The following is a 20,747-nucleotide window of genomic DNA, read 5'->3' as shown; positions in this document are numbered from 1 at the left end:
AACAGCCGGAGCTCTCATGCGTTTATCGGAGAACCACAGGAGTATCATCATGACCGATCTCACCGATTTTCCGATCACGCAGCGCTGGACGCCGCGGCATCCGGACCGCCTCCAGCTCTACTCGCTGCCTACGCCCAATGGCGTAAAGGTAGCGATCATGCTGGAGGAGACCGGGCTGCCTTACGAGGTCCACCGCATCGATTTCGGCGAGAACGAGCAGAAGTCGGACGCCTTCCTGTCGCTCAACCCGAACGGCAAGATTCCCGCGATCCTCGATCCCGACGGCCCGGGCGGCACGCCGCTCGGCCTGTTCGAATCGGGCGCGATCCTGCAATATCTGGCGGAAAAGACCGGAAAGCTGATCCCCGGCGACCCGGCGGAGCGCTGGCACTGCATCCAGTGGGTGCATTTCCAGATCGGCGGCGTCGGCCCGATGTTCGGCCAACTCGGTTTCTTCCATAAGTTCGCCGGCAAGGAAATCGAGGATCCGCGCCCGAAACAGCGTTATGTGGATGAAACGAAACGCCTGCTCGGCGTGCTCGAAGGCCATCTGGACGGCCGCCGCTGGATGATGGGCGACGATTTCACCATTGCCGACATCGCGCTCATCGGCTGGGTGCGCGCCCTCACGGACTTTTACGAGGTGGGCGATCTGGTCGGCTGGAGCGATCTGAAGGCGGTGCCGTCCTGGCTCGACCGCTGCCTCGAACGCCCGGCCGTACAGCGCGGGCTGAAGATTCCGGCGGCGCCGGAGTAAGGGGCGCGCTCACCCGAACCCGATGTGGTCGAGCGGACTTGCGAACTTGGCAGCAAGTGGGGATATTGTCGTGGCGGAATATTGCCGAAAAAGATCAGGCTTTTTTCTTGGGCTTTCCAAATCGACGGCTACCGCCCAGAAGGCGGCCGCTCACCGCGCTGCGGTGCGTGATGAATTTTCCCGATTTTGCGCTTTTGGTAGCTGCGGACGAAGCATTTGCGCCACCGGCGCGCAGGATCATGCCGGTCTCCGGATCGCCGCCATTTTCAATATCTCGCTGCAACTCATCGGGCAGCGTCGTATCCGGATATTCAATGCTCCAGCGCGGTGCGCCCATCGCTTGTGCGATCGCAGCCAATGTCTCACTGCGGCCGGCGCCGGGATCGGCGGTCTCGAGCCTACCGATCGCGGCCTGCGTCAGACGGCGCCCTGGCATGAAAGCCGCCGCCTCCTCGGCCAGTTTTGCTTGAGTCCAATGCAAATAATGGCGCCACGCCACAATGGGATGTTTACCACCACGGATCGCCATACTAACCCCCATTGGAACCGCACCCGCTTCATCGATTTCTTTACGCGCCTGATAGGCTGCAGCGAGATCGCCTGCGTCCTCGGCCGCTTCGATCAATTTCTCCAGATCGGCCCGCAGCAAAGTCGCCATTTCGATGCCGTCCTCCACAATATGATAATTGATGTCCATTATCCTTAGCTTTCTACCATGTCCCCCGTGATGCAGACGGTCTATCGATAAATCCTTCCTCGTTTGCCGATGTCGAGAATGTCGAGGACCGTTCCGTCCTCGTCGAAAATGACCCGATAGGCGTCAATGCGGAGACGGAAGGCAGTGGTGCCTTGCAGCCTTTTGACGTTGGCGGAGAGGCTTTCCGGATCGACCGCATATTGCTCGATTTTTTCCTCAATCTTCGCTGCCTGTTGCTTCGGCATCCTGGCTAGGGCTCGATCCGCACGCTGACTATACCGGATCGATTGCATGACACGAATATAACAAAATACAATGAACTTGAAACAACAATATAAAAGAAGCGATCTGAGACTACCCGATACCGCGCCCCGATGAGCAACGGCTCCGCAACCACTCCCGGGGGCCGGAAGCGTTCAACATCGTTCGCCCGATCACACCGCCGCCTTCGGCAGCCACAGCCGCGCGAGCAGTCCGCCCAGATCCTCGCTCTCCTCCAGCGTGATGCCGCCCTCGTAGATTTCGGCGACGTCGCGAACGATGGCCAGCCCCAGGCCTGTCCCGGGCTTGCCGGTATCGAGCCGGGCACCGCGCGCGAAGATGCGTTCGCGTTCGATCTCAGGGATGCCCATGCCGTCGTCCTCGATCTGGATTTCCACGCGGGCTTCGCATTCCTCGACCGTCACGAACACGCTGCCGCCGCCGTATTTGGCCGCGTTTTCGATCAGATTGCCGAGCATTTCGTCCAGGTCCTGCCGTTCGCAGGCGACCACGGCGTGCTTGTCTCCGCTGATGTCCAGCCGGACATGCTCGTATAGCCGCCCGACCGCGCGCTCGACCGATTCGAGCGAGGGCCAGACCGCCGCGCGGCTGTGGGCATGGCCGCGGCGGCCGACGGCGCGCGCGCGGGCGAGGTGGTGGTCGACCTGGCGGCGCATGGTGGTGGATTCGCGCATCACCACCTGATCCAGGTCGGGCGCGCGCGCGGTCGCCGCGTTCATCACGACGGTGAGCGGGGTCTTCAGCGCATGGGCGAGATTGCCGGCATGGCGCCGTGCCTCCTCGGCCTGCTTCTCGTTATGATCCAGCAGCGCATTGAGCTCGCCGACCATCGGCATGACCTCTTCGGGGAAGGGATCGGTAATCCGGCTTTTGCGCCCGGATCGCATCTCGGCGATCGCAAGGCGCACCTGGCGCAGCGGCCACAACCCGTAAAAGGTCTGTAGCGCCGCCATGACCACCAGGCCGATGCCGAGGATGGCGAAGCTGATCAGCAAGGTGGAGCGCAGTTCCTTCACGTCCTGCTTCACCGTCTCGGTGCTTTGCGCCACCGCAAAATTCCAGCGCGTGTCGCTGTCCGGCAGGATGATCGTACGCTCGACCAGCCTGAGCGGCTCGCCCTGAAAGCTGTCGACGTCGCGGAAATGCGGCTTCAGATAGGTCCGATCGATATCGACCGGCAGCGTGCGGTCCCATAACGATCGCGACGGGTAGACCGGCGAGCCCTTGCCGCTGATCTGCCAGTAGAGACCGCTATTGGGCTCGAGGAACCGCTGGTCGCCGAGGGGGCGGTTGAACAGCACTTCGCCGTCCGGATCGATCTGCGAGGAGGCGATCATCGCGGTCAGCACATAATTGAGCTGATTGTCGAAATTGCTCTCGACCGAACCCACCAACACCCGGTCGAGCGCGAGGCCGCCGCCGAGCAACAACACGCCGATCCACAGCGCCGCCACGCCGATCATGCGCTTGCTCAGCGAGCCGGTGCTTTGCGGCTCGGGCGGCGGGTCCGCGGCCACCGCCTCTTCCTGCGCGCCGGTCAGGCTTTGGGAATCGATGGCGGCGGGCTTGTTCAGGCGTCGGGATCCTCGAGGCTGTAGCCGAGGCCACGGATGGTGGTGATCACTTCCGCGCCCAGTTTCTTGCGGATGCGGGTGACGAACACCTCGATGGTGTTGCTGTCACGGTCGAAATCCTGGTCGTAGATATGCTCGATCAGCTCGGTGCGGCTGACCACCTTGCCCTTGTGATGCATGAGGTAGCTCAGGAGCTTGTATTCCTGCGCGGTGAGCTTGACCGGCGCGCCCGCCAGCGTGACCTTGCCCGAACGCGTGTCGAGCCGAACGTCGCCCGCGTTGAGTTCGCTCGAGGCATTGCCCGACGCGCGGCGAATGAGCGCGCGCAGGCGGGCGATGAGTTCCTCGGTCTGAAACGGTTTCGCCAGATAATCGTCGGCGCCCGCATCGAGCCCTGCGACCTTGTCCGACCAGCTGTCGCGCGCGGTCAGCACCAGCACGGGGAATTTGCGCCCCTCCTTGCGCCAGCGGTCGAGCACAGTAAGGCCGTCGATCTCGGGCAGGCCGAGATCGAGGATGATCGCGTCGTAGCTTTCGGTGGAGCCCATGAAATGGCCGTCCTCGCCGTCGGTCGACAGGTCGACGGCATAGCCGATACCCTCCAGCGTGGATTTCAACTGCTGGCCGAGCGTGGGTTCGTCTTCGACGATTAGGACGCGCATCATCTTCTCCGGATTGCCTGCTTCGTGCTGCTCCGCAACGACTAGGCGGTTCGCAGGTTCAGGGCAAAGGCTTTGAGCGCAACGACCGGAAGCTTCAGCGAGTCTCGATGATCCTGCCGGTGGTGGCATCGACATCGACGAAATAGACCCGCCCGTCTTTCAGGAACTTGAGCCGGTAGACTTGCGCGCGGGCATCATATTCGGGGCCGAGATACTGCGCGCCGCGCATTCTGGGCAGGATGCGCCGCTCGATCTCGCGCAGCGTCAACGTATCGCCGGCCCGAAGATGGTTGCGCGCACGGTCATTGTCGTCATGACCCTGCGCGAAAGACTGGGTGGTCAGCGGCACAAGCGGGGCGGTGGCCGTAAGAAGCGCGGCCAGAAGGATGGATATAATACGCATCGTCCGTCCGCTATAGGCCCAAAGCATTGAACCTTTTGTGAATGTCGCTGACAGCCTGTGTATCAGCGCTCAGCGCACCATCTCATATTCGAACGACACGGTAACGCTCGTGCCGACTTCGCCCGGCTGCACCGGGGCGGCGCTGTCCGCGGCGGCGAAGCGCGCGGCCATCGGACGCGGCGGCTGGGGGCCACCGCCGCCATGATACACCGCCTCCGAAATAGTCAGCAGGCGGATATCCGAATAGCCCGCCGCCTTGGCGTAGGACCGCGCCTGGGCCTCGGCGCTCTGGACCGCGCGGCTGCGGGCTTCCGCCTTCACCGCGCTATCGTCGTCGATGAAGAAATTCGGCCCGTTCAGATTGTTCGCGCCCCCTGCGACGACCGCGTCAAGCATTTCGCCCAGCCGGTCGATATCATGCACCGTGACCATCACGGAATTGTTCACCTGATAACCGATGAAACGGGGCTCCTGGTCCTGCTGGTAATCATATTGGGCATTCAGATTGATGCCGGTGGTCTGGATATCCTTGTCGGCGACGCCGAGGCCCTTGATGCGATCGATCAGCGCCTGCATCTGCTGGCTGTTCTGGCGCAGCGCCTCCTTCGCCGTCGGCGCCTTGGTGGTAACGCCCGTGCCGAAGCTGGCCGCGTCGGGACTGGAGCGCACCTCCTCGGTGACGCTGAGCGAGACCACCGGGCCTTGCGAGGCGATCGCGACCTCAGCGGCCGCAGCGGGAGCGGCGGCGAGCGGCAGGCTCGACGCGCCGAGCAGAAGGGGCAGCCATATCCGGGCATTGCGAGTCATCGTGATTCTCCATGTTCGTTTCGCGTGAGCAATGGCCCGCCGATGCTGCCGGTTCCCTGAACGGACAAGTTGCGATTTTCAGGGTCCAGAATTTGCTTGGGGCGGTGGCCGCCCTGTCTGCTTGAACCGGCGGCGGCTTTGCCATAAGTCCGCCTTGTTCGGCCCGCTCGGACCGCCATCGGCCGGCCCGCCGTCATATGCAAGCGAACGAGTGATCATGTCCGCCATCAATCTCACCCATCTCCAGCGGCTCGAGGCCGAGAGCATCCACATCATGCGCGAAGTGGCGGCCGAGGTGGAAAAGCCGGTGATGCTCTATTCGGTGGGCAAGGATAGCGCCGTCATGCTGCATCTGGCGAAAAAGGCGTTCTTCCCCTCGCCCCCGCCCTTCCCGCTGATGCATGTCGACACGACGTGGAAGTTCAGGGCGATGTACGAACTGCGCGAAAAGGCGGCGGCCGATGCGGGGATGGAGCTGATCGTCCATCAGAACCCCGAAGCCAGGGAGCGCGGGATCAACCCGTTCGACCATGGCAGCCTCCACACCGACATGTGGAAGACCGAGGGGCTGAAGCAGGCGCTGACCGAACATGGCTTCGATGCGGCGTTCGGCGGCGCGCGGCGCGACGAGGAGAAGAGCCGCGCCAAGGAGCGTATCTTCTCGTTCCGCAGCGCCAACCACCGCTGGGATCCGAAGAACCAGCGCCCCGAATTGTGGAAGCTCTACAACACCCGCAAGACCGCGGGCGAGAGCATCCGCGTGTTCCCGCTGTCCAATTGGACCGAGCTCGACATCTGGCAGTATATCCATCTGGAAAGCATCGAGATCGTGCCGCTCTATTTCAGCGCGCCGCGCCCGACGGTGGAGCGCGACGGCATGCTGCTGATGGTCGACGACGAGCGCTTTCGTTTTCGCGACGGCGAGGAGCCGGTCACCCGCTCGATCCGCTTCCGAACATTGGGCTGCTACCCGCTAACCGGCGCGGTCGAGAGCGAAGCGGACACCCTGCCCGCGATCATCCAGGAAATGCTGCTGACGACGACGTCCGAACGGCAGGGGCGCGCGATCGATCACGATCAGGCCGCCAGCATGGAGAAGAAGAAGCAGGAGGGGTATTTTTGACCCGCCACGGAATGCGCAGCGTTCCGAAGGGTCAACCCCGGCGCAGGCCGGGGTCCGGCCACCAGCGCCATCTCACCACAGGAGATTCCAGCTTCCGCTGGAATGACGAGAAAAGATGACCGACACCGCCCCCGAAAACGTCTACCAGACCGACGCGCTGATCGCCGAGGATATCGACGCCTATCTGGACCAGCATCAGCACAAGACGATGCTGCGTTTCATCACCTGCGGATCGGTGGACGACGGCAAGTCGACGCTGATCGGGCGGCTGCTCTACGATTCGAAGATGATCTTCGAGGACCAGCTCGCCGCGCTGGAGGCGGACAGCAAGAAGGTCGGCACGCAGGGGCAGGAGATCGATTTCGCGCTGCTGGTCGACGGGCTCGCCGCCGAGCGCGAACAGGGCATCACCATCGACGTCGCCTATCGCTTCTTCTCGACCGAGAAGCGCAAGTTCATCGTCGCCGACACGCCGGGGCATGAGCAATATACGCGCAACATGGTGACCGGCGCCTCGACCGCCGACCTCGCCGTCATCCTGATCGACGGGCGCAAGGGCGTGCTCACCCAGACCCGCCGCCACAGCTTCCTCGCCAATCTGGTCGGCATCAGGAATATCGTGCTGGCGGTCAACAAGATGGACCTGGTCGATTACGACCAGCCAAAATTCGACGCGATCGTCGCCGATTACCGCGCGTTTGCCAGCCAGATCGGCATTGAGGATTTCCTCGCCATCCCGATCTCCGGTCTCGCGGGCGACAATATCGCCTCGAAAAGCGACAACACGCCTTGGTATGACGGGCCGACGCTGATCGAATATCTGGAAACCGTCGAACTCGGCACCGACGCACGCCAGGGCAAGGATTTCCGCCTGCCGGTGCAATGGGTCAACCGGCCGAATCTCGATTTCCGCGGCTTTTCCGGGCAGATCGCGGGCGGATCGGTGAAGCCCGGCGATGCGGTGCGGATCGTGCCTTCGGGCAAGACCAGCCGGATCGCGCGGATCGTGACGTTCGACGGCGATCTCGATGAAGCCGTTGCCGGCCAGTCGGTCACGCTGACGCTGGCCGATGAGGTCGATTGCTCGCGCGGAGACGTGATCGCGGCGGCCGGCGCGCCGCCCGAAGTGGCCGACCAGTTCGAGACGACGATCGTGTGGATGGACGAGGAGCCGATGCTGCCCGGTCGCAATTATGCGATGAAGATCGGCACGCAGAGCGTGCAGGCCAGCGTTCAGCCGCCCAAATATCAGGTCGACGTCAACACGATGGACCAGCTTGCAGCCAAGACGCTGGAACTGAACGCGATCGGCGTGGCCGAGATCGCCACCGACAAGCCGATCGTGTTCGAATCCTACGACGACAACCGCGATCTGGGCGGGTTCATCCTGATCGACCGCTTCACCAACGCCACGGTGGCCGCCGGCACCATCCATTTCGCGCTGCGCCGTTCGCAGAACGTCCATTGGCAGGCGCTCGAGGTTAGCCGCGAAGGCCATGCCGCGCTCAAGCACCAGCAGCCGCGCGTATTGTGGTTCACCGGACTGTCGGGCTCGGGCAAATCGACCATTGCCAATCTGGTCGAGAAGAAGCTGCATGCGATGGGCAGGCACACCTTTCTGCTGGACGGCGACAATATCCGCCACGGTCTGAACCGCGATCTGGGCTTCACCGATGCCGACCGCGTGGAGAACATCCGGCGCATCGGCGAGGTCGCGCGGCTGATGACCGATGCCGGGCTCATCGTGCTCACCGCCTTCATCTCGCCGTTCCGGGCAGAGCGGCAGCTGGTCAGGGACATGATGGCCGATGGGGAATTCGCCGAAATCTACGTGCAGACCCCGCTCGATGTCGCGGAGGCGCGCGACGTAAAGGGGCTCTATGCCAAGGCGCGCGCAGGCGAGCTCAAGAACTTCACGGGCATTGACAGTCCCTATGAGGAACCCGAAACTCCCGAACTGGCCGTCGATACGGTCGACATGACGGCCGAACAGGCCGCGGAAGCGATCGTCGAGAAACTGCTCGCGGGCGGTTTCGACTGAGACGATCGCAGCGAGGGGGCGAAACATGTTTCTGTTCAACGGCAAGGAAAAGCATTCGCGCTCGATCGCCAAGGCGATCAGCTGGCGGATCATGGGCAGCATCGACACGTTCGTGCTGAGCTGGCTGTTCACCGGCAATCCCAAGGCCGCGGGCGCGATCGCGTCGACCGAGGTGTTCACCAAGATCGTGCTCTACTATTTTCACGAGCGGATCTGGTCGGGCATCGGCTGGGGCCTGCCGAAGGAGCGCGATGTTCCGGCCGCCGCGCCCGGCGTTGCCGCGCCGGCCACGAAAGCCGACTGAATGGACGATATCGAACTGGCCCGCCATCTCGCCGATGGCGCGGGCAGGATCCTGCTCGATCTTCGCGCCGGCGGCGCGTTTTCCGGCAAGGAGCTCGGCAAGGCCGGCGACAGCAGGGCCAATGTCTGGCTGATGGATCAGCTGGCGCGGCACCGCCCGGACGACGGCGTGCTGTCCGAAGAGACCAAGGACACACCCGCCCGGCTTTCCAGATCGCGCGTCTGGATCATCGATCCGGTCGACGGCACGCGCGAATATGGCGAGGGGCGAACCGATTGGGCGGTGCATGTTGGCATGGCGGTCGACGGCCACGCGTCGCTAGGCGCGGTGGCGCTTCCGGGCATGGACCTGATCCTCGATTCGGCCGATCCGCCCGACGTCCCCAAGCCCGCCAGCCCCCTGCGCCTGGTCGTCAGCCGCACGCGCCCCTCCGCCGAAGCCGTGAAGGTGGCCGAGAAGCTCGACGCCGAACTGGTCCCCATGGGTTCCGCCGGGGCCAAGGCAATGGCGGTGGTGCGCGGCGAGGCCGACATCTACCTCCACTCGGGCGGACAATATGAATGGGACAATTGCGCGCCGGTGGCGGTGGCCGAGGCGGCCGGCCTGCATTGCTCGCGCATCGACGGCAGCGCGCTGCGTTACAATAACGAGGACACGTATCTTCCCGACCTGCTGATCTGCCCGGCGACGCTGGCCGATCCGATCCTGGCGATGATCGCCGAGCTGGAGCTGCCGGAAGCAGGCTAGGCCTAAAGCCTCGCCGCCTTCAGGCCCGCAATCGCCGGGTAAAGCGAACCCGCCACATCGTTCGGCTCCAGGCCGTAATGAAGCGCCACCAGCGCGCTCACCGCGCCCTCGACCGGTATCGTCGTGCGCAGATCGCGCGCCTCGAACAGCTGGCCGCCCGCCAGCCCCGGCCAGTCGGCGACCACGCCGCCGCGCGGCAGCGCGCCGCCCAGCGCCATCATCATGCCGCCAGTGCCGTGATCGCTGCCGACATTGCCGTTGACCGCGACGGTCCGCCCGAACTCGGTCGCCGCGATCACCAGCGTATCGTTCCAGGTCTCGCCCAGCCCGACATGGAGCGCGTCGATCGCGCCATCAAGCTGGCGCACCGTACGGGCGAGACGGCCGGGCTCGTTGCTGTGCGTGTCCCAGCCGTTGCTTTCGATCATCACGATATCCGGAGCGTTCGCCTCGAGCAGAAATTGCGCGGCCAGCGCGCCGATCCGGTTCGCATCGTCGTCGATCCCGTCCGCCGCCGCCATGCCGGCCGTACGCGTCTCGACACCTTCCTGCCAGACGGCAGCGAGCTTCGGGTTATCCTCATACATGCCAGCGATCCGGGCGGCGAGATCGGCGTTGACGCCGCGCCGGTTGCCCGGCGCGTAGGAGGTGATCTTCTGCGGACCGCTCAACGCCGGAGGTACGGTTTGCGAAAGCGCCAGGCCGCCATTGGCGCTGCGGGTCAGCTCCAGCATGCGGTTCAATATACCGGTCTTCTCGGCATAAGGCGCGTTGCCGCCGGTCTCGAACAGGTTCTGCGCGTCGAAATGCGATCGGCTGGGGTTGCTGAGGCCGACGGCATGGAAGAGCAGCGCCTGTTGCCGCTGCGCAAGACCGAAAACCGCGGTGAACTCGGGGTGAAGCGCGAAGAAATCGCCCACCGGATGGCGGCCCACGGCCTCGGCGAGCGCGCCGCGCGCCGCTACGAAGGCAGGATCGCCGGTCGGCGCGGCGATCGCCGCCGCACTATCCCTGGCCAGCGTCCCCAGAAAGGCGTGCTGGCCCACGGTGCGCGGATCGAGCATCTGCGGCGCGTCCTCGGCAAGCGCCAGCGCAATCTCGGCGCGCTGCATCGTTTCATCAGCGATATGCGCGCCTGCGCCTGTGCCCGCGATGAATGGCGAGAAGCACCGCCATTTACATGCAGCGCCCGCCCCCATGGATACCGCCGAGCGGTGGCGCGAAGTCTTGACGGGGCGTCCTGCCGAGACATGCGGCGAAAAAAAGCGGCCGGATCATCGCTGACCCGGCCGCCCTGACGCTTCGAATAAAGCGCCTTTTGCTCGATGAGCTATTTAGAAAGCGACTTGGAAGCCGCCGCGCGCACCCACTTCGCCGCTGTCGAAACCGACGCCGACGCCGGCCGATATCGAGGCATTCTCGCCCACGCGCGCGGTGACCGCACCTGCACCGGCGACACGATCGTTAAAGTATCCGACGCCGCCCGAAAGCGCGAAGTTGGTCCCGGGCAGCAGAGCCGGCGAATCCAGCGCGAGTGCGATGGCGACGCCTTCATTGGCCCGGCGGATGTCCTCTCGGTTCGTATCGTTGAGATCGAACAGGGTATCGACATCCGTCTGCAGTCCCGCGATCGAACTCGTGTTGGCCGCGATGGCCGACGTGTTCGCGGCGATGCCGGCGGTGTTGGTCGCGATCGCGGCAGTGTTTGCCGTCACGCTCGCATTGGTCGCGATCTGGGTGGTGAGGCCCAATGTGCCATTGGCATCCGCGGTCACGACCGAAATTCCTCCAGCCATATCCTGAAACTGGGTGCTGGTGTCGAGCCCGGCGATGACCACCTGACCGTCACCGGCCGCGGTCGCCCCGTTGCCGATGGCGATCGAGTTCGCACCCGAAGCCACCGACTGGTTGCCAAGCGCGATCGCGCCTTCGCCCGAAGCCGCCGCGGCTTCGCCGCCCGCAAAGGATCGCACTCCGCTGGCATTGGCCAGATGGCCAACCGCGGTGGCACGCTCGGCGGTCGCTTCCGCGCGCCAGCCAAATGCGGTGCCCGCGGTCGCGGTGGCGAGCGCCTGGCCACCGACGGCGGTCGACGAAGCGCCCGTCGCCTGCGTGGCACGGCCGCCATCATCGCCGCCATTGCGATTGCCGCCGATGGCAACCGCGTCGCCGCCGCTGGCGATGGCGGTGTTGCCGATGGCGACGGCATTGCTGCCCGAAGCCACGGCATCTTCCGCGCCGGCAAAGCTCTGGTCGCCCGAGGCGATGGTCTGATGACCAACCGCGGTGGCCATGGCGCCGGTGGCTTCGGCCTGCCAGCCCAGTGCGGTCGCGCCCGGAGTGGCTGCAAAGCTCTCGCCGCCCACGGCCGTGGTCGAATTGCCCATGGCAACGGCGGTATCGCCAATCGCCAGGGCATCGATGCCGTTGGCGATCGATTCGTTGCCGATGGCGGTGGCGTTGTCGGTCTGTGCATCGGCATTCTCGCCGACCGCTACCGAGCGCACGCCTTGCGCAGTGGCGAGATGACCGAGCGCCGTCGCGCGCTCGGCCGAAGCGTTGGAGCGCCAGCCGAAAGCGGTCGCCGCATCTGCGGTAGCCTGTGCTTGGCCGCCGACGGCGGTCGAAGAATTGCCGGACGCGGTCGTGAACAGACCGCCGTCCGCCGAATTGCGATTGCCGCCGATGGCGACCGAGTCACCGCCCGTGGCCTGCGCCTGATAGCCGATCGAAATAGCATTATTGCCCGATGCATTCGCAACCGCGCCCGAAGCGATCGAGAAAGCGCCCGTGGCGGTCGACTGCACGCCGGTCGCTTGGCTGCTGAAACCCGAAGCTACCGTACCATTGCCGAGAGCGGTCGAGAAAATGCCGGAAGCATCGGCACCGGAACCGAAAGCCGTAGCGAGCAGATCGGCGTTTGCGCCGTTGCCGCATGCCAGCGACGTCGCGCCATTCGAAGTCGCCCCGCCATCGGTATCGCCGGCATCGACGACACCGTTGTCATTGGTATCGAGCAGGCACTCGTCGGCCTGCGCCGGCGAAGCCAGCGCCATTGCACTTGCGCTAGTGGCGAGCAGAAGTGCCAGCCTGATTTTGGTGGATGCAATCTTCATGATAAACCCCTCTTCCCTAAGTTTTTCGAACCTGATGCCCCGGAACTTTTTCCGTTGCGCCAAGTCGCTAACAGCAATTTAACGAAAAATGTTTACTGGATAACGGCCAGAAACACCCAGATTGCGTTTCGAAAAACGAGACGAAATCGAACGTGCTCCGGCAAGCTGATCACTTGGTTATGAACCTCCCCCACATGATTGCGGCTTCCCAACGTCGTTCATGATACGGCAAGGAATGTAGCTTGGACGCTGATCTGGCAAGAATAATTTTCCACGACCCCGGCATAAGCCCGCTGCTCTGCCGATAATCCTGGCAATCTGTTGCAATCAAACCACAATGGCTGAAGAGCATTCCGGCTGATATCAGATCGGAGACAGCGTCCCGCTGGCGACGATGGGAGTGGTCGGTGCATTGTAACTGGGCGCGTCCGCCGGTTCATAGGTAATCGCCAGGGTAGCGCCGCTCTCGATCAGGTCGGACAGCGCCTTGCGCAGCGCGATCTGGCTGACCGCTTCGGCGCCGCCTTGTACGGATCGCGGCAACGCGCCGATCGCCTGGGGAGGGCGTTCCCCCGCGATGATCCACAGCACCGGCACGGAGCTGGTGGGTTCGCCCTTGCCCAGTTCACCGTCTACCACGCGCACGCGCAGCTTCGTCTGACCCGCCTCGGCGCTCGCGACCATCAGCGGCCCGCCCTCTTCGCCGGAGAGCTGCGCCACCACGAGCGCCCTTTCGGCAGGTTGCGCCTCGGCGACTCTGGGCCGGCCCGCATCTGAACCGGTCGGCGAAAGAACGAGAATCGCCGCCAGCACCGCCGCAGCTGCCGCCGAGCCAAGCGCCGCAAAACGCCATCCGGGGGCGACTCCATGCGTCTGATTTTCATTGGCCGGGGCCGGCAGACTGCCGGACGGCGCACGATGCTCGCCGCGGTGACTTTCGATCCGATCGAGCCGGGCTCGGATTTCGGGATAGAGGTCGCGGGGGGGCTCTCGCCGGTCGAACCCGGCAAACAGAGGTGCAAGCTGCGCTTCCCACCGGCGTACCTCGTCGGCGAAGGCGGCATCGGTCGCCAGCAACTCCAGCGCGTCCGAGCGCTCGCCGCGTTCCAGCAGACCGAGCACGAGCTCGGCCGCCAGCAGCATGCGCTCATCCTCGCCCATCGGTATCGCCATCTTCCAAGCACTCCCTCAACCGTTTCAGACCACGCCTGATCCAGCTTTTCACGGTCCCCAGAGGCTTGTCCTCCCGTTCGGCCAGTTCCGCATAAGTCAGGCCCAGGAAGAAACTGTCCTCGATTGCCTTACGCTGGTCTGGCGTCAACGTCTCCATGCAGCCGAGAATTTCTCTGCGCAGGTCCAGCTGATCCCAGTAATCGTCCTTCAGCATGCGTGCCCGGGCATCGGCGTCGTCGGTCGGATCGAACACCCTGCCGGCGCGCGCGCGCGCGCGTTGCCAGTCGATCGCGCTGTTGCGCGCAATGGTCGAGAGCCAGGCGAGCGCGCTGCCGCGGGCGGCATCGAAATAGCGGGCGGTGAGCGAGACCTTCACATAGACGTCCTGCAGCACGTCCTCGGCCGCACTGGGATCGTTGCACACCCGGTAGCAGATCCCGAACAGTCGGGCGCGGCTGTTCTCGTAGACGGAATGCAAGGCCTCGCGGTCGCCGGCGGCGACACGGCCCAGCGCGGCTGCCAGAGCAGCGTTCAAATCGCTTTGATCATGAGGTGCTGTCATGGTCCCCTTGTCTGCACTTTAGATCGGCATTGCCGCTTGACAAGCGCTTTGGCCCGCCGTCCGGTTCCGTGCGCACCGCAACGGCGGGCTCGCATATTGGCCACCGACCGATATAATCCGGTCTCATGAACGAAGATCTGCGCGCGAGTTTCTCCCGGCTTCTCGGGCTCAAAGGCTATACCGAAGATGCCGCGGCGATGGCCCCGTGGCTGACCGACTGGCGCGGACGCTATCACGGAGCGGCCGCGGCCATGGTGTCTCCCGGCTCGACGCGGGACGTCGCCGCCACCGTAAAACTGTGCGCCGAGCATGGCATCGCCATCGTTCCGCAGGGCGGCAACAGCGGCATGGTGGCGGGCGCGACGCCCGACCAGAGCGGCAAAGCGGTGCTGCTCTCGCTGCGGCGGATGGACATGGTCGATCGTTCGCGGATCGACGAGGGACTCATCCTGTGCGGCGCGGGCGTGATCCTGCAGAATCTGCACGACGAACTCGCCGCGGTCGGGAGGCGCTTCCCGCTGACTCTGGGCGGCAAGGGTTCGGCCACCGTCGGCGGGCTCGTTTCGACCAACGCCGGCGGCACGCAAGTGCTGCGCCACGGCACCATGCGCGCACTGGTCGCGGGACTCGAGGCGGTGCTCCCCGACGGTTCGGTGATCGACGGCACCGCGGCCCTGAAAAAGGACAATCGCGGCTATGATCTGCAGCAATTGTTCGTCGGCGCGGAAGGCACGCTCGGGATCGTCACGCGCGCGGTGCTCAAGACGGCGCCAGCTCTCATCGACCGCTGCGTGGCCTGGATCGGGCTCGATTCGCCGCATACCGCCTATCGCCTCCTGCTTTTCCTGAGCGGCCGCGGCGCGGAACGGCTGGAAGGGTTCGAGATCATTCCCGGCGACGCGGTGGCGGCGACGCTCGCGCATCTTCCCGGCGCCCGTCCGCCGCTGAAAGGGAAGCATCGCTGGCATGTGCTTGCCGAATGGGTGCAGGATCGGCCCGATCAGGCACCGCCGCGCGCCCTGGCCGAAACCTTGCTGGCGAACGCGATCGCACAAGGCCTGGTCGAGGACGCGGCGCTTTCGAGCAGCGAATCGCAGGCGGAGGACTTCTGGCGCATCCGCGATTCGATCTCGGAGGCCGAACGCGCGCTCGGCCCGGCGCTGCAGCACGATGTCAGCGTGCCCGTCGGCCGCATGCCGGATTTCATCGAGCGTGCGTCGCGGACGATCGAACGGGATCATCCCGGCACGCAGGCGGTTGCGTTCGGCCATCTGGGCGACGGCAACATCCATTTCCATGTGCGCGCGCCGGGCGATGTCGAGCCCGAACACTGGTATGCGAGCGAGGGCGGCGCGATCAGCGCGCAGGTCTACGACATGGTCGACGATTATGGCGGCTCGATCTCCGCCGAGCATGGCATCGGCCAGGCCAAATTGGGCGAACTCGCCCGCCTCACACCCCCCGCCCGTCTCGACGCCCTCGTCGCGATCAAGCGCGCGCTGGACCCGAAGAACATCATGAATCCGGGCAAGATACTGTCTCTTCACGATTGACGGCTAAGCTTGCCGGCGAACGATGCATCCAGCGCCAAACCATTTACCGAAAGCCAAGGCGATGACCATCACGGGCGAAATCCATTCTCGGTCGCATGTCGCCGTTATCCTGGGCACCCGGCCCGAGGCGATCAAATTGTTCCCGGTGATCGCGGCGCTTCGCGAGCGGCCGGATTTTCGCGTCACCGTCATCGCCACCGCCCAGCATCGCGAAATGCTCGACCAGGTGCTCGCCATGGCCGATATCGTGCCCGATCACGACTTGGGGGTCATGCGCCCGGGCCAGTCGCTGGATGCGCTTAGCGCGCGCCTGATCGAGGGAATCGGCGCGGTGCTCGATGCCGAACGGCCGGACCGGGTGTTCGTCCAGGGCGATACCGCCACCGCCATGTGCGGCGCACTGGCCGCCTATTACCGGCAGATCCCCGTCGCGCATGTCGAAGCGGGGCTGCGGAGCCACAATATCTACCATCCCTGGCCCGAAGAGGTGAACCGCAAGATCGTGGGATCGATCGCCGACCTGCATTTCGCCCCGACCGAGCGCGCGGCCGAAGCGCTGCGCCGGGAAAACATAGCGCCCTCCGCGATTCACGTTACCGGCAACAGCGTGATCGATGCGGTTCTCCATACCCGGGCGAGGGTGGAAGCCGATCCCTCGCTGGCCGGTGCGATCCAGCCGGTGCTCGACCGCTATGCGGACAAGCGAATCGTGCTGGTCACCACGCACCGCCGGGAGAATTTCGGTCAAGGCCTCGATCATATTCTGCAAGCCGTCGCCGCGCTGGCACGGCGCCCCGATACCGCCTGCGTTCTGCCGGTCCATCTCAACCCCAATGTCCGCGCGGTCGTCGAGGACCGATTGTCCGAAACCGCTTCGGTGGCGCTGGTCGACCCGCTCGACTACCCCAATTTCACCTGGCTTCTGGCCCATGCCGATCTCGTTCTGACCGACAGCGGAGGGGTTCAGGAAGAGGCGCCCGCCTTCGGCAAACCCGTGCTGGTCATGCGAGAAACGACCGAACGTCCCGAAGGGATCGAGGCCGGCACCGCCCTGCTCGTCGGCACCGATCAGCGAAGAATATTGCGCGAGGCCAGCCGCTTGCTCGACAGCGACGCCGCTCATCGGCGAATGTCGCGCGCGCACAACCCGTTTGGCGACGGCACCACCGGCCGCGCCATCGCGGCGATATTATCGGAGACTGTACAAATCGCCGCTGTTGCCCTATAACAACATTTGAACGATTCATCTTTTTTTAGAGGATTGTGGACCATTTAGCGGTTGCTGCGTTTGTGGCGATGTGCCATTGGCCAAATCGAGTTTGGATTTATCAAGAGTAATAGGAGCATTTTCATGCGTTTCGCAAAAACCCTTATGGCAGCGTCGGCGCTCTCGCTGGTCGCCACTCCGGCCATGGCTCAGGCAACCGCCTCGAACGCTCAGGCTTCGGTTGCTTCGGTCAGCCGTGCCGGCGGCCTTCAGAGCGACGAAAGCGATCTCCGCGGTCGCCGCGGCGGTGCGTCGGGTATCATTATCGCTTTGCTGGCCGCTGCGGCCATCATCGCGGGCATCATCATTGCCATCGACAGCGATGGCGATGACGATTTCGATCCCCTGCCCGTCAGCCCCTGACGGCAATCAACCGAATTTGAAAAAGGGTGGTTTCGGCCACCCTTTTTTTGGCGATTATGTACCTTGCAAACCCGTTTCATTTGTTCGTCACCCCAGCGAAAGCTGGGGTCTCGGGCGGGATCGCCATGAGGCCTGAGATGCCAGCTTTCGGGTCCCAACAAAGTACTACTTTGTTGGGTGCCCTTTCGCTGGCATGACGTACAAAGCAAGGCGGAGCTATGCCGTTTCTGAATTTCCATCCGACGGGGTTTGCAAAAACACATAATCGCCTTTTTTTTGGCGATTATATGAATTGCAAACCCACTCCCTTGGTTCGTCACCCCAGCGAAAGCTGGAGTTTCGGGCAGGATCGCCATGAGGCCTGAGATGCCGGCTATCCCGGTCCCGACAAAGTAATACTGTGTTGGGACCCTTATGCCGGCATGACGTATGAAGATCAGGCTGAAACTGTGCCTTAAAGAAATCTCTTGTTCGGAGGGAATATACGCCCTGTCCCTCGGTAAGGGATTTTCCGTTCCCGTCGACCGTCAGGCCGGCGGACGCATGGCTTTGCGCTGCTGCATTACCGCTTTGTTTACCCGGATCCTCCATGTTCGTCGCTCAACACGCATATAAGGACCCGGTTGCGGTTCGAGCGGGAGCGGTAATGCAGGCGGAATCGAAACCTACGGTCGCCGTGATCGGTCTCGGATATATCGGCCTGCCCACCGCCGCGGTGATCGCGCGCTCCGGCAGCAAGGTCGTCGGCGTCGATGTGGCGCCGCATGTCGTCGAGACGATCAACGAGGGCCGCATTCATATCGAGGAAATCGACCTCGAGGGCCTGGTTCAGGGCGTGGTCGCGCGCGGCCTGCTCAGCGCCTCCACCGAGGTACCGTGCGCGGACGTGTTCGTGATCGCCGTGCCGACTCCGTTCGACGAGGATCATGCCCCCGATATCGGCTTCGTGCTGGAGGCCGCCCGCGCCGTTGCCACCCGGTTGAAGCATGGCGACACCGTCATTCTGGAATCGACCTCGCCGGTCGGCACCACCGAGCAAGTGCGCGACCTGATCGCGCACCAGCGCCCCGACCTGGCAATGCCGGGCCTCTGCGAAGGTACGGCAGACATTGCCATCGCCTATTGTCCCGAGCGCGTGTTGCCAGGCCGCATCCTGGAAGAGCTGACCAACAACGATCGCGTCATCGGCGGGATCACCCCGCGCTGCGCGCGCAAGGCGCTGAGCTTCTACCGCCGATTCGTACGCGGCGAGTGCATCACCAGTTCGGCGCGCGCGGCCGAGATGACCAAGCTCACCGAAAACGCCTATCGCGACGTCAACATCGCCTTCGCCAACGAGCTTTCGATCGTCTCGGACAAGCTCGGCCTCGACGTGTGGGAGGTGATTCGCCTCGCCAACCGCCATCCGCGCGTGAACATCCTCTCGCCCGGTCCCGGCGTCGGCGGCCATTGCATCGCGGTCGACCCGTGGTTCATCGTCCACAGCGCGCCGGAGGAGACACCGCTGATCCGCACCGCGCGCGCGGTCAACGACGGCAAGGTCGGCCATGTCGTCGAACATGCCGAGCGGCTGATCGCGCGCACCCGAGGGCCGGTCGCCTGCCTGGGCCTGGCGTTCAAAGCCAATATCGACGATTTCCGTGAAAGTCCGGCGCTCAAGATCGCCGCCGCGCTGGCCCGGCGCCACGGCGACCGGATCGCGGTGGTCGAACCGTTCGCCGCCGCCCTGCCTCGCGAGTTCGACGGCACCGGCGCGCGGCTGATCGATCTCGACGGCGCGATCGACGATTGCGCCACCTTCATCGTGCTGGTCGATCACGACCTGTTCAAATCGGTGCCGCTGGACGAGCGCGCGGACAAGCTCGTCTACGACACCCGCGGCATCTGGCCCGATCAGCCCGCGCCAGGCCCGATATCGCGTCGCCTGCGTCTCGCCGGCTGATCGGGCGCACCGCGCATCGTCTTTTGCACGTCGGCACCCTCCATGTTCGTCGGTTGGTATGGCGATTATAAAGCTCTATAGGCCGCGCATATGAGCAAGCCCTTCCCCGTCCTCGTTACCGGCGGCGCCGGTTATATCGGCAGCCATGCGGTGCTCGCTCTGCTCGACGCGGGCTGGGCCGTGGTGGTGCTCGACAATCTGGTGACCGGATTCGACTGGGCGGTGGACGAGCGCGCCACGCTGATCGAGGGCGCGGCCGAGGACATGGCGCTGACCGGCAGGCTGATCGCCGATCACGGCATCGGCGCGGTCATGCATTTCGCCGGATCGGTGGTGGTGCCCGAATCGGTCGCCGACCCGCTCAAATATTATCGCAACAACACCGCCGCCAGCCGCGCGCTGATCGAGAGCGCGGTGACCGGCGGGGTCCGGCATTTCATCTTCTCGTCCACCGCAGCAACCTATGGCGATGCGGAAAGCGTTCCGATCCGCGAGGATGCGGCGACCGATCCGATCAACCCCTATGGCCGCTCCAAGCTGATGACCGAGGCGATGCTGCGCGACGTCTCCGCCGCGCATCCGATGAACCACGCGGCGCTGCGTTATTTCAACGTCGCCGGCGCGGACCCGCAGCAGCGATCCGGCCAGTCGACCGCGGGCGCGACGCACCTCATCAAGGTCGCGGTCGAGGCGGCCACGGGCAAGCGCGATCACGTCGTGGTGTTCGGCGCCGATTTCGATACCGCGGACGGCACCGGGGTACGCGACTATATCCACGTCTCCGATCTCGCCGCCGCCCATGTCGCCGCGCTGGACGCGCTGATCGCCGAGCCGACGCGCTCGCGCACGCTCAACTGCGGCTACGGTCACGGCTATTCGGTGCTCGAAGTGCTGGACGCGGTGGACCGGGTCACCAACCGGAAGATCGAGCGGCGCTTCGCAGGACGGCGCGCGGGCGATCCGGCGGCGCTCGTCGCCGACAACAGCGCGATCGTCCGCGAACTCGCCTGGAAGCCGGAGCGTGACGATCTCGACCTGATCGTCGGCGACGCCTTGGCGTGGGAGCGCGCCTTGGCCACGCGGCGCGGCTGACCCGCATCGATCCAAGATCATATGGAATCGTTTTTCAGTTTGAACTCACGCCGCCGCTCCTTCTTCCATTCTCGTCATCGCGAGGGCCGCACGCCGAAGCGATCCAGAGCCGCCATGCCGAGGCGCTTAACTTGTCAAACTTGTCGCGAAAGGCCGGTTTTTAAAAAATCATTCGCAATAAGCCGTCATTTCTGGCGGGCCGAATGGACGGACGGGATGGAGCGAATCGCATGCTGAGAACATAACAGAAACATCGGCCGTGGGAAAGCAAGAATGTATAAG

At 64.3% G+C, this 20,747-nt stretch carries 20 protein-coding genes; 10 read left to right on the top strand and 10 right to left on the bottom strand.

Annotation, left to right across the window (positions count from 1 at the left end):
- Positions 1–49 precede the first annotated feature (49 nt).
- On the top strand, positions 50–757 hold the full coding sequence (locus ACOQPC_RS05420; RefSeq protein ID WP_420607631.1) for a glutathione S-transferase family protein: 708 nt from the start codon (positions 50–52) through the stop codon (positions 755–757).
- A gap of 94 nt (positions 758–851) precedes the next feature.
- Here ACOQPC_RS05420 and ACOQPC_RS05415 read toward each other — a convergent pair whose 3' ends face one another.
- From ACOQPC_RS05415 to ACOQPC_RS05390, 6 genes are all read right to left on the bottom strand, one after another.
- Positions 852–1,454: a hypothetical protein gene (locus tag ACOQPC_RS05415; RefSeq protein ID WP_420607630.1), complete on the bottom strand. Its 603-nt coding sequence runs from the start codon at positions 1,452–1,454 to the stop codon at positions 852–854.
- A gap of 41 nt (positions 1,455–1,495) precedes the next feature.
- Positions 1,496–1,699 (bottom strand): type II toxin-antitoxin system RelE family toxin, encoded by a 204-nt coding sequence (locus tag ACOQPC_RS05410; protein WP_420607629.1) that lies wholly within the window; start codon positions 1,697–1,699, stop codon positions 1,496–1,498.
- Positions 1,700–1,888: 189 nt separating this feature from the next.
- Positions 1,889–3,199 (bottom strand): ATP-binding protein, encoded by a 1,311-nt coding sequence (locus tag ACOQPC_RS05405; protein ID WP_420608075.1) that lies wholly within the window; start codon positions 3,197–3,199, stop codon positions 1,889–1,891.
- A gap of 107 nt (positions 3,200–3,306) precedes the next feature.
- Positions 3,307–3,972, bottom strand: a complete 666-nt coding sequence (locus tag ACOQPC_RS05400) for a response regulator transcription factor (RefSeq protein WP_420608074.1) — start codon at positions 3,970–3,972, stop codon at positions 3,307–3,309.
- Between the two features lie 94 nt (positions 3,973–4,066).
- Entirely contained in the window at positions 4,067–4,375 is a 309-nt protein-coding gene (locus ACOQPC_RS05395) for a PepSY domain-containing protein (protein WP_420607628.1), read from the bottom strand.
- Positions 4,376–4,444: 69 nt separating this feature from the next.
- Complete coding sequence (locus ACOQPC_RS05390; protein ID WP_420607627.1) at positions 4,445–5,182, bottom strand: SIMPL domain-containing protein; 738 nt, start codon at positions 5,180–5,182, stop codon at positions 4,445–4,447.
- A 217-nt stretch (positions 5,183–5,399) separates the two neighbouring features.
- On the opposite strand from ACOQPC_RS05390, the gene cysD reads away from it, so the two are divergent.
- The 4 genes from cysD to ACOQPC_RS05370 all read left to right on the top strand — a co-directional run bounded on the left by cysD (position 5,400) and on the right by ACOQPC_RS05370 (position 9,397).
- Entirely contained in the window at positions 5,400–6,305 is a 906-nt protein-coding gene (gene cysD / locus ACOQPC_RS05385) for a sulfate adenylyltransferase subunit CysD (protein WP_420607626.1), read from the top strand.
- 115 nt (positions 6,306–6,420) lie between these two features.
- Complete coding sequence (gene cysN, locus ACOQPC_RS05380; RefSeq protein WP_420607625.1) at positions 6,421–8,346, top strand: sulfate adenylyltransferase subunit CysN; 1,926 nt, start codon at positions 6,421–6,423, stop codon at positions 8,344–8,346.
- A gap of 25 nt (positions 8,347–8,371) precedes the next feature.
- On the top strand, positions 8,372–8,650 hold the full coding sequence (locus ACOQPC_RS05375) for a DUF2061 domain-containing protein (protein WP_420607624.1): 279 nt from the start codon (positions 8,372–8,374) through the stop codon (positions 8,648–8,650).
- On the top strand, positions 8,651–9,397 hold the full coding sequence (locus ACOQPC_RS05370; protein ID WP_420607623.1) for a 3'(2'),5'-bisphosphate nucleotidase CysQ: 747 nt from the start codon (positions 8,651–8,653) through the stop codon (positions 9,395–9,397).
- 2 nt (positions 9,398–9,399) lie between these two features.
- Here the strand turns inward: ACOQPC_RS05370 and ACOQPC_RS05365 are convergent, their stop codons facing one another.
- From ACOQPC_RS05365 to ACOQPC_RS05350, 4 genes are all read right to left on the bottom strand, one after another.
- Positions 9,400–10,509 (bottom strand): DUF1501 domain-containing protein, encoded by a 1,110-nt coding sequence (locus tag ACOQPC_RS05365; RefSeq protein ID WP_420607622.1) that lies wholly within the window; start codon positions 10,507–10,509, stop codon positions 9,400–9,402.
- A gap of 222 nt (positions 10,510–10,731) precedes the next feature.
- Complete coding sequence (locus ACOQPC_RS05360) at positions 10,732–12,513, bottom strand: YadA-like family protein (RefSeq protein WP_420607621.1); 1,782 nt, start codon at positions 12,511–12,513, stop codon at positions 10,732–10,734.
- Positions 12,514–12,876: 363 nt separating this feature from the next.
- A complete protein-coding gene (locus ACOQPC_RS05355) occupies positions 12,877–13,686 on the bottom strand; it encodes an anti-sigma factor (RefSeq protein ID WP_420607620.1) in 810 nt (269 codons plus the stop codon).
- Positions 13,661–14,248: a sigma-70 family RNA polymerase sigma factor gene (locus tag ACOQPC_RS05350; protein WP_420607619.1), complete on the bottom strand. Its 588-nt coding sequence runs from the start codon at positions 14,246–14,248 to the stop codon at positions 13,661–13,663. Before ACOQPC_RS05350 ends, ACOQPC_RS05355 begins: the two co-directional genes overlap by 26 nt.
- Positions 14,249–14,373: 125 nt before the next feature.
- On the opposite strand from ACOQPC_RS05350, the gene ACOQPC_RS05345 reads away from it, so the two are divergent.
- The 5 genes from ACOQPC_RS05345 (at position 14,374) to galE (ending at position 20,465) form a co-directional block, all read left to right on the top strand.
- On the top strand, positions 14,374–15,801 hold the full coding sequence (locus ACOQPC_RS05345; RefSeq protein WP_420607618.1) for an FAD-binding oxidoreductase: 1,428 nt from the start codon (positions 14,374–14,376) through the stop codon (positions 15,799–15,801).
- 61 nt (positions 15,802–15,862) lie between these two features.
- The gene (gene wecB, locus ACOQPC_RS05340; protein ID WP_420607617.1) at positions 15,863–17,029 is read left to right on the top strand and encodes a non-hydrolyzing UDP-N-acetylglucosamine 2-epimerase; all 1,167 of its coding nucleotides are present in this window, start codon (positions 15,863–15,865) and stop codon (positions 17,027–17,029) included.
- A gap of 123 nt (positions 17,030–17,152) precedes the next feature.
- The gene (locus ACOQPC_RS05335) at positions 17,153–17,431 is read left to right on the top strand and encodes a hypothetical protein (protein ID WP_420607616.1); all 279 of its coding nucleotides are present in this window, start codon (positions 17,153–17,155) and stop codon (positions 17,429–17,431) included.
- A 646-nt stretch (positions 17,432–18,077) separates the two neighbouring features.
- Positions 18,078–19,373: a UDP-N-acetyl-D-mannosamine dehydrogenase gene (gene wecC / locus ACOQPC_RS05330; protein WP_420607615.1), complete on the top strand. Its 1,296-nt coding sequence runs from the start codon at positions 18,078–18,080 to the stop codon at positions 19,371–19,373.
- 90 nt (positions 19,374–19,463) lie between these two features.
- Entirely contained in the window at positions 19,464–20,465 is a 1,002-nt protein-coding gene (galE, locus tag ACOQPC_RS05325; protein WP_420607614.1) for a UDP-glucose 4-epimerase GalE, read from the top strand.
- Positions 20,466–20,747: the final 282 nt, after the last annotated feature.

This window comes from Novosphingopyxis sp. (assembly GCF_965218915.1).
Classification (GTDB): Bacteria; Pseudomonadota; Alphaproteobacteria; order Sphingomonadales; family Sphingomonadaceae; genus Novosphingopyxis.
The sequence above is the reverse complement of the archived record's forward strand: the minus strand, read 5'-3'. Positions and strand labels throughout refer to the sequence as shown.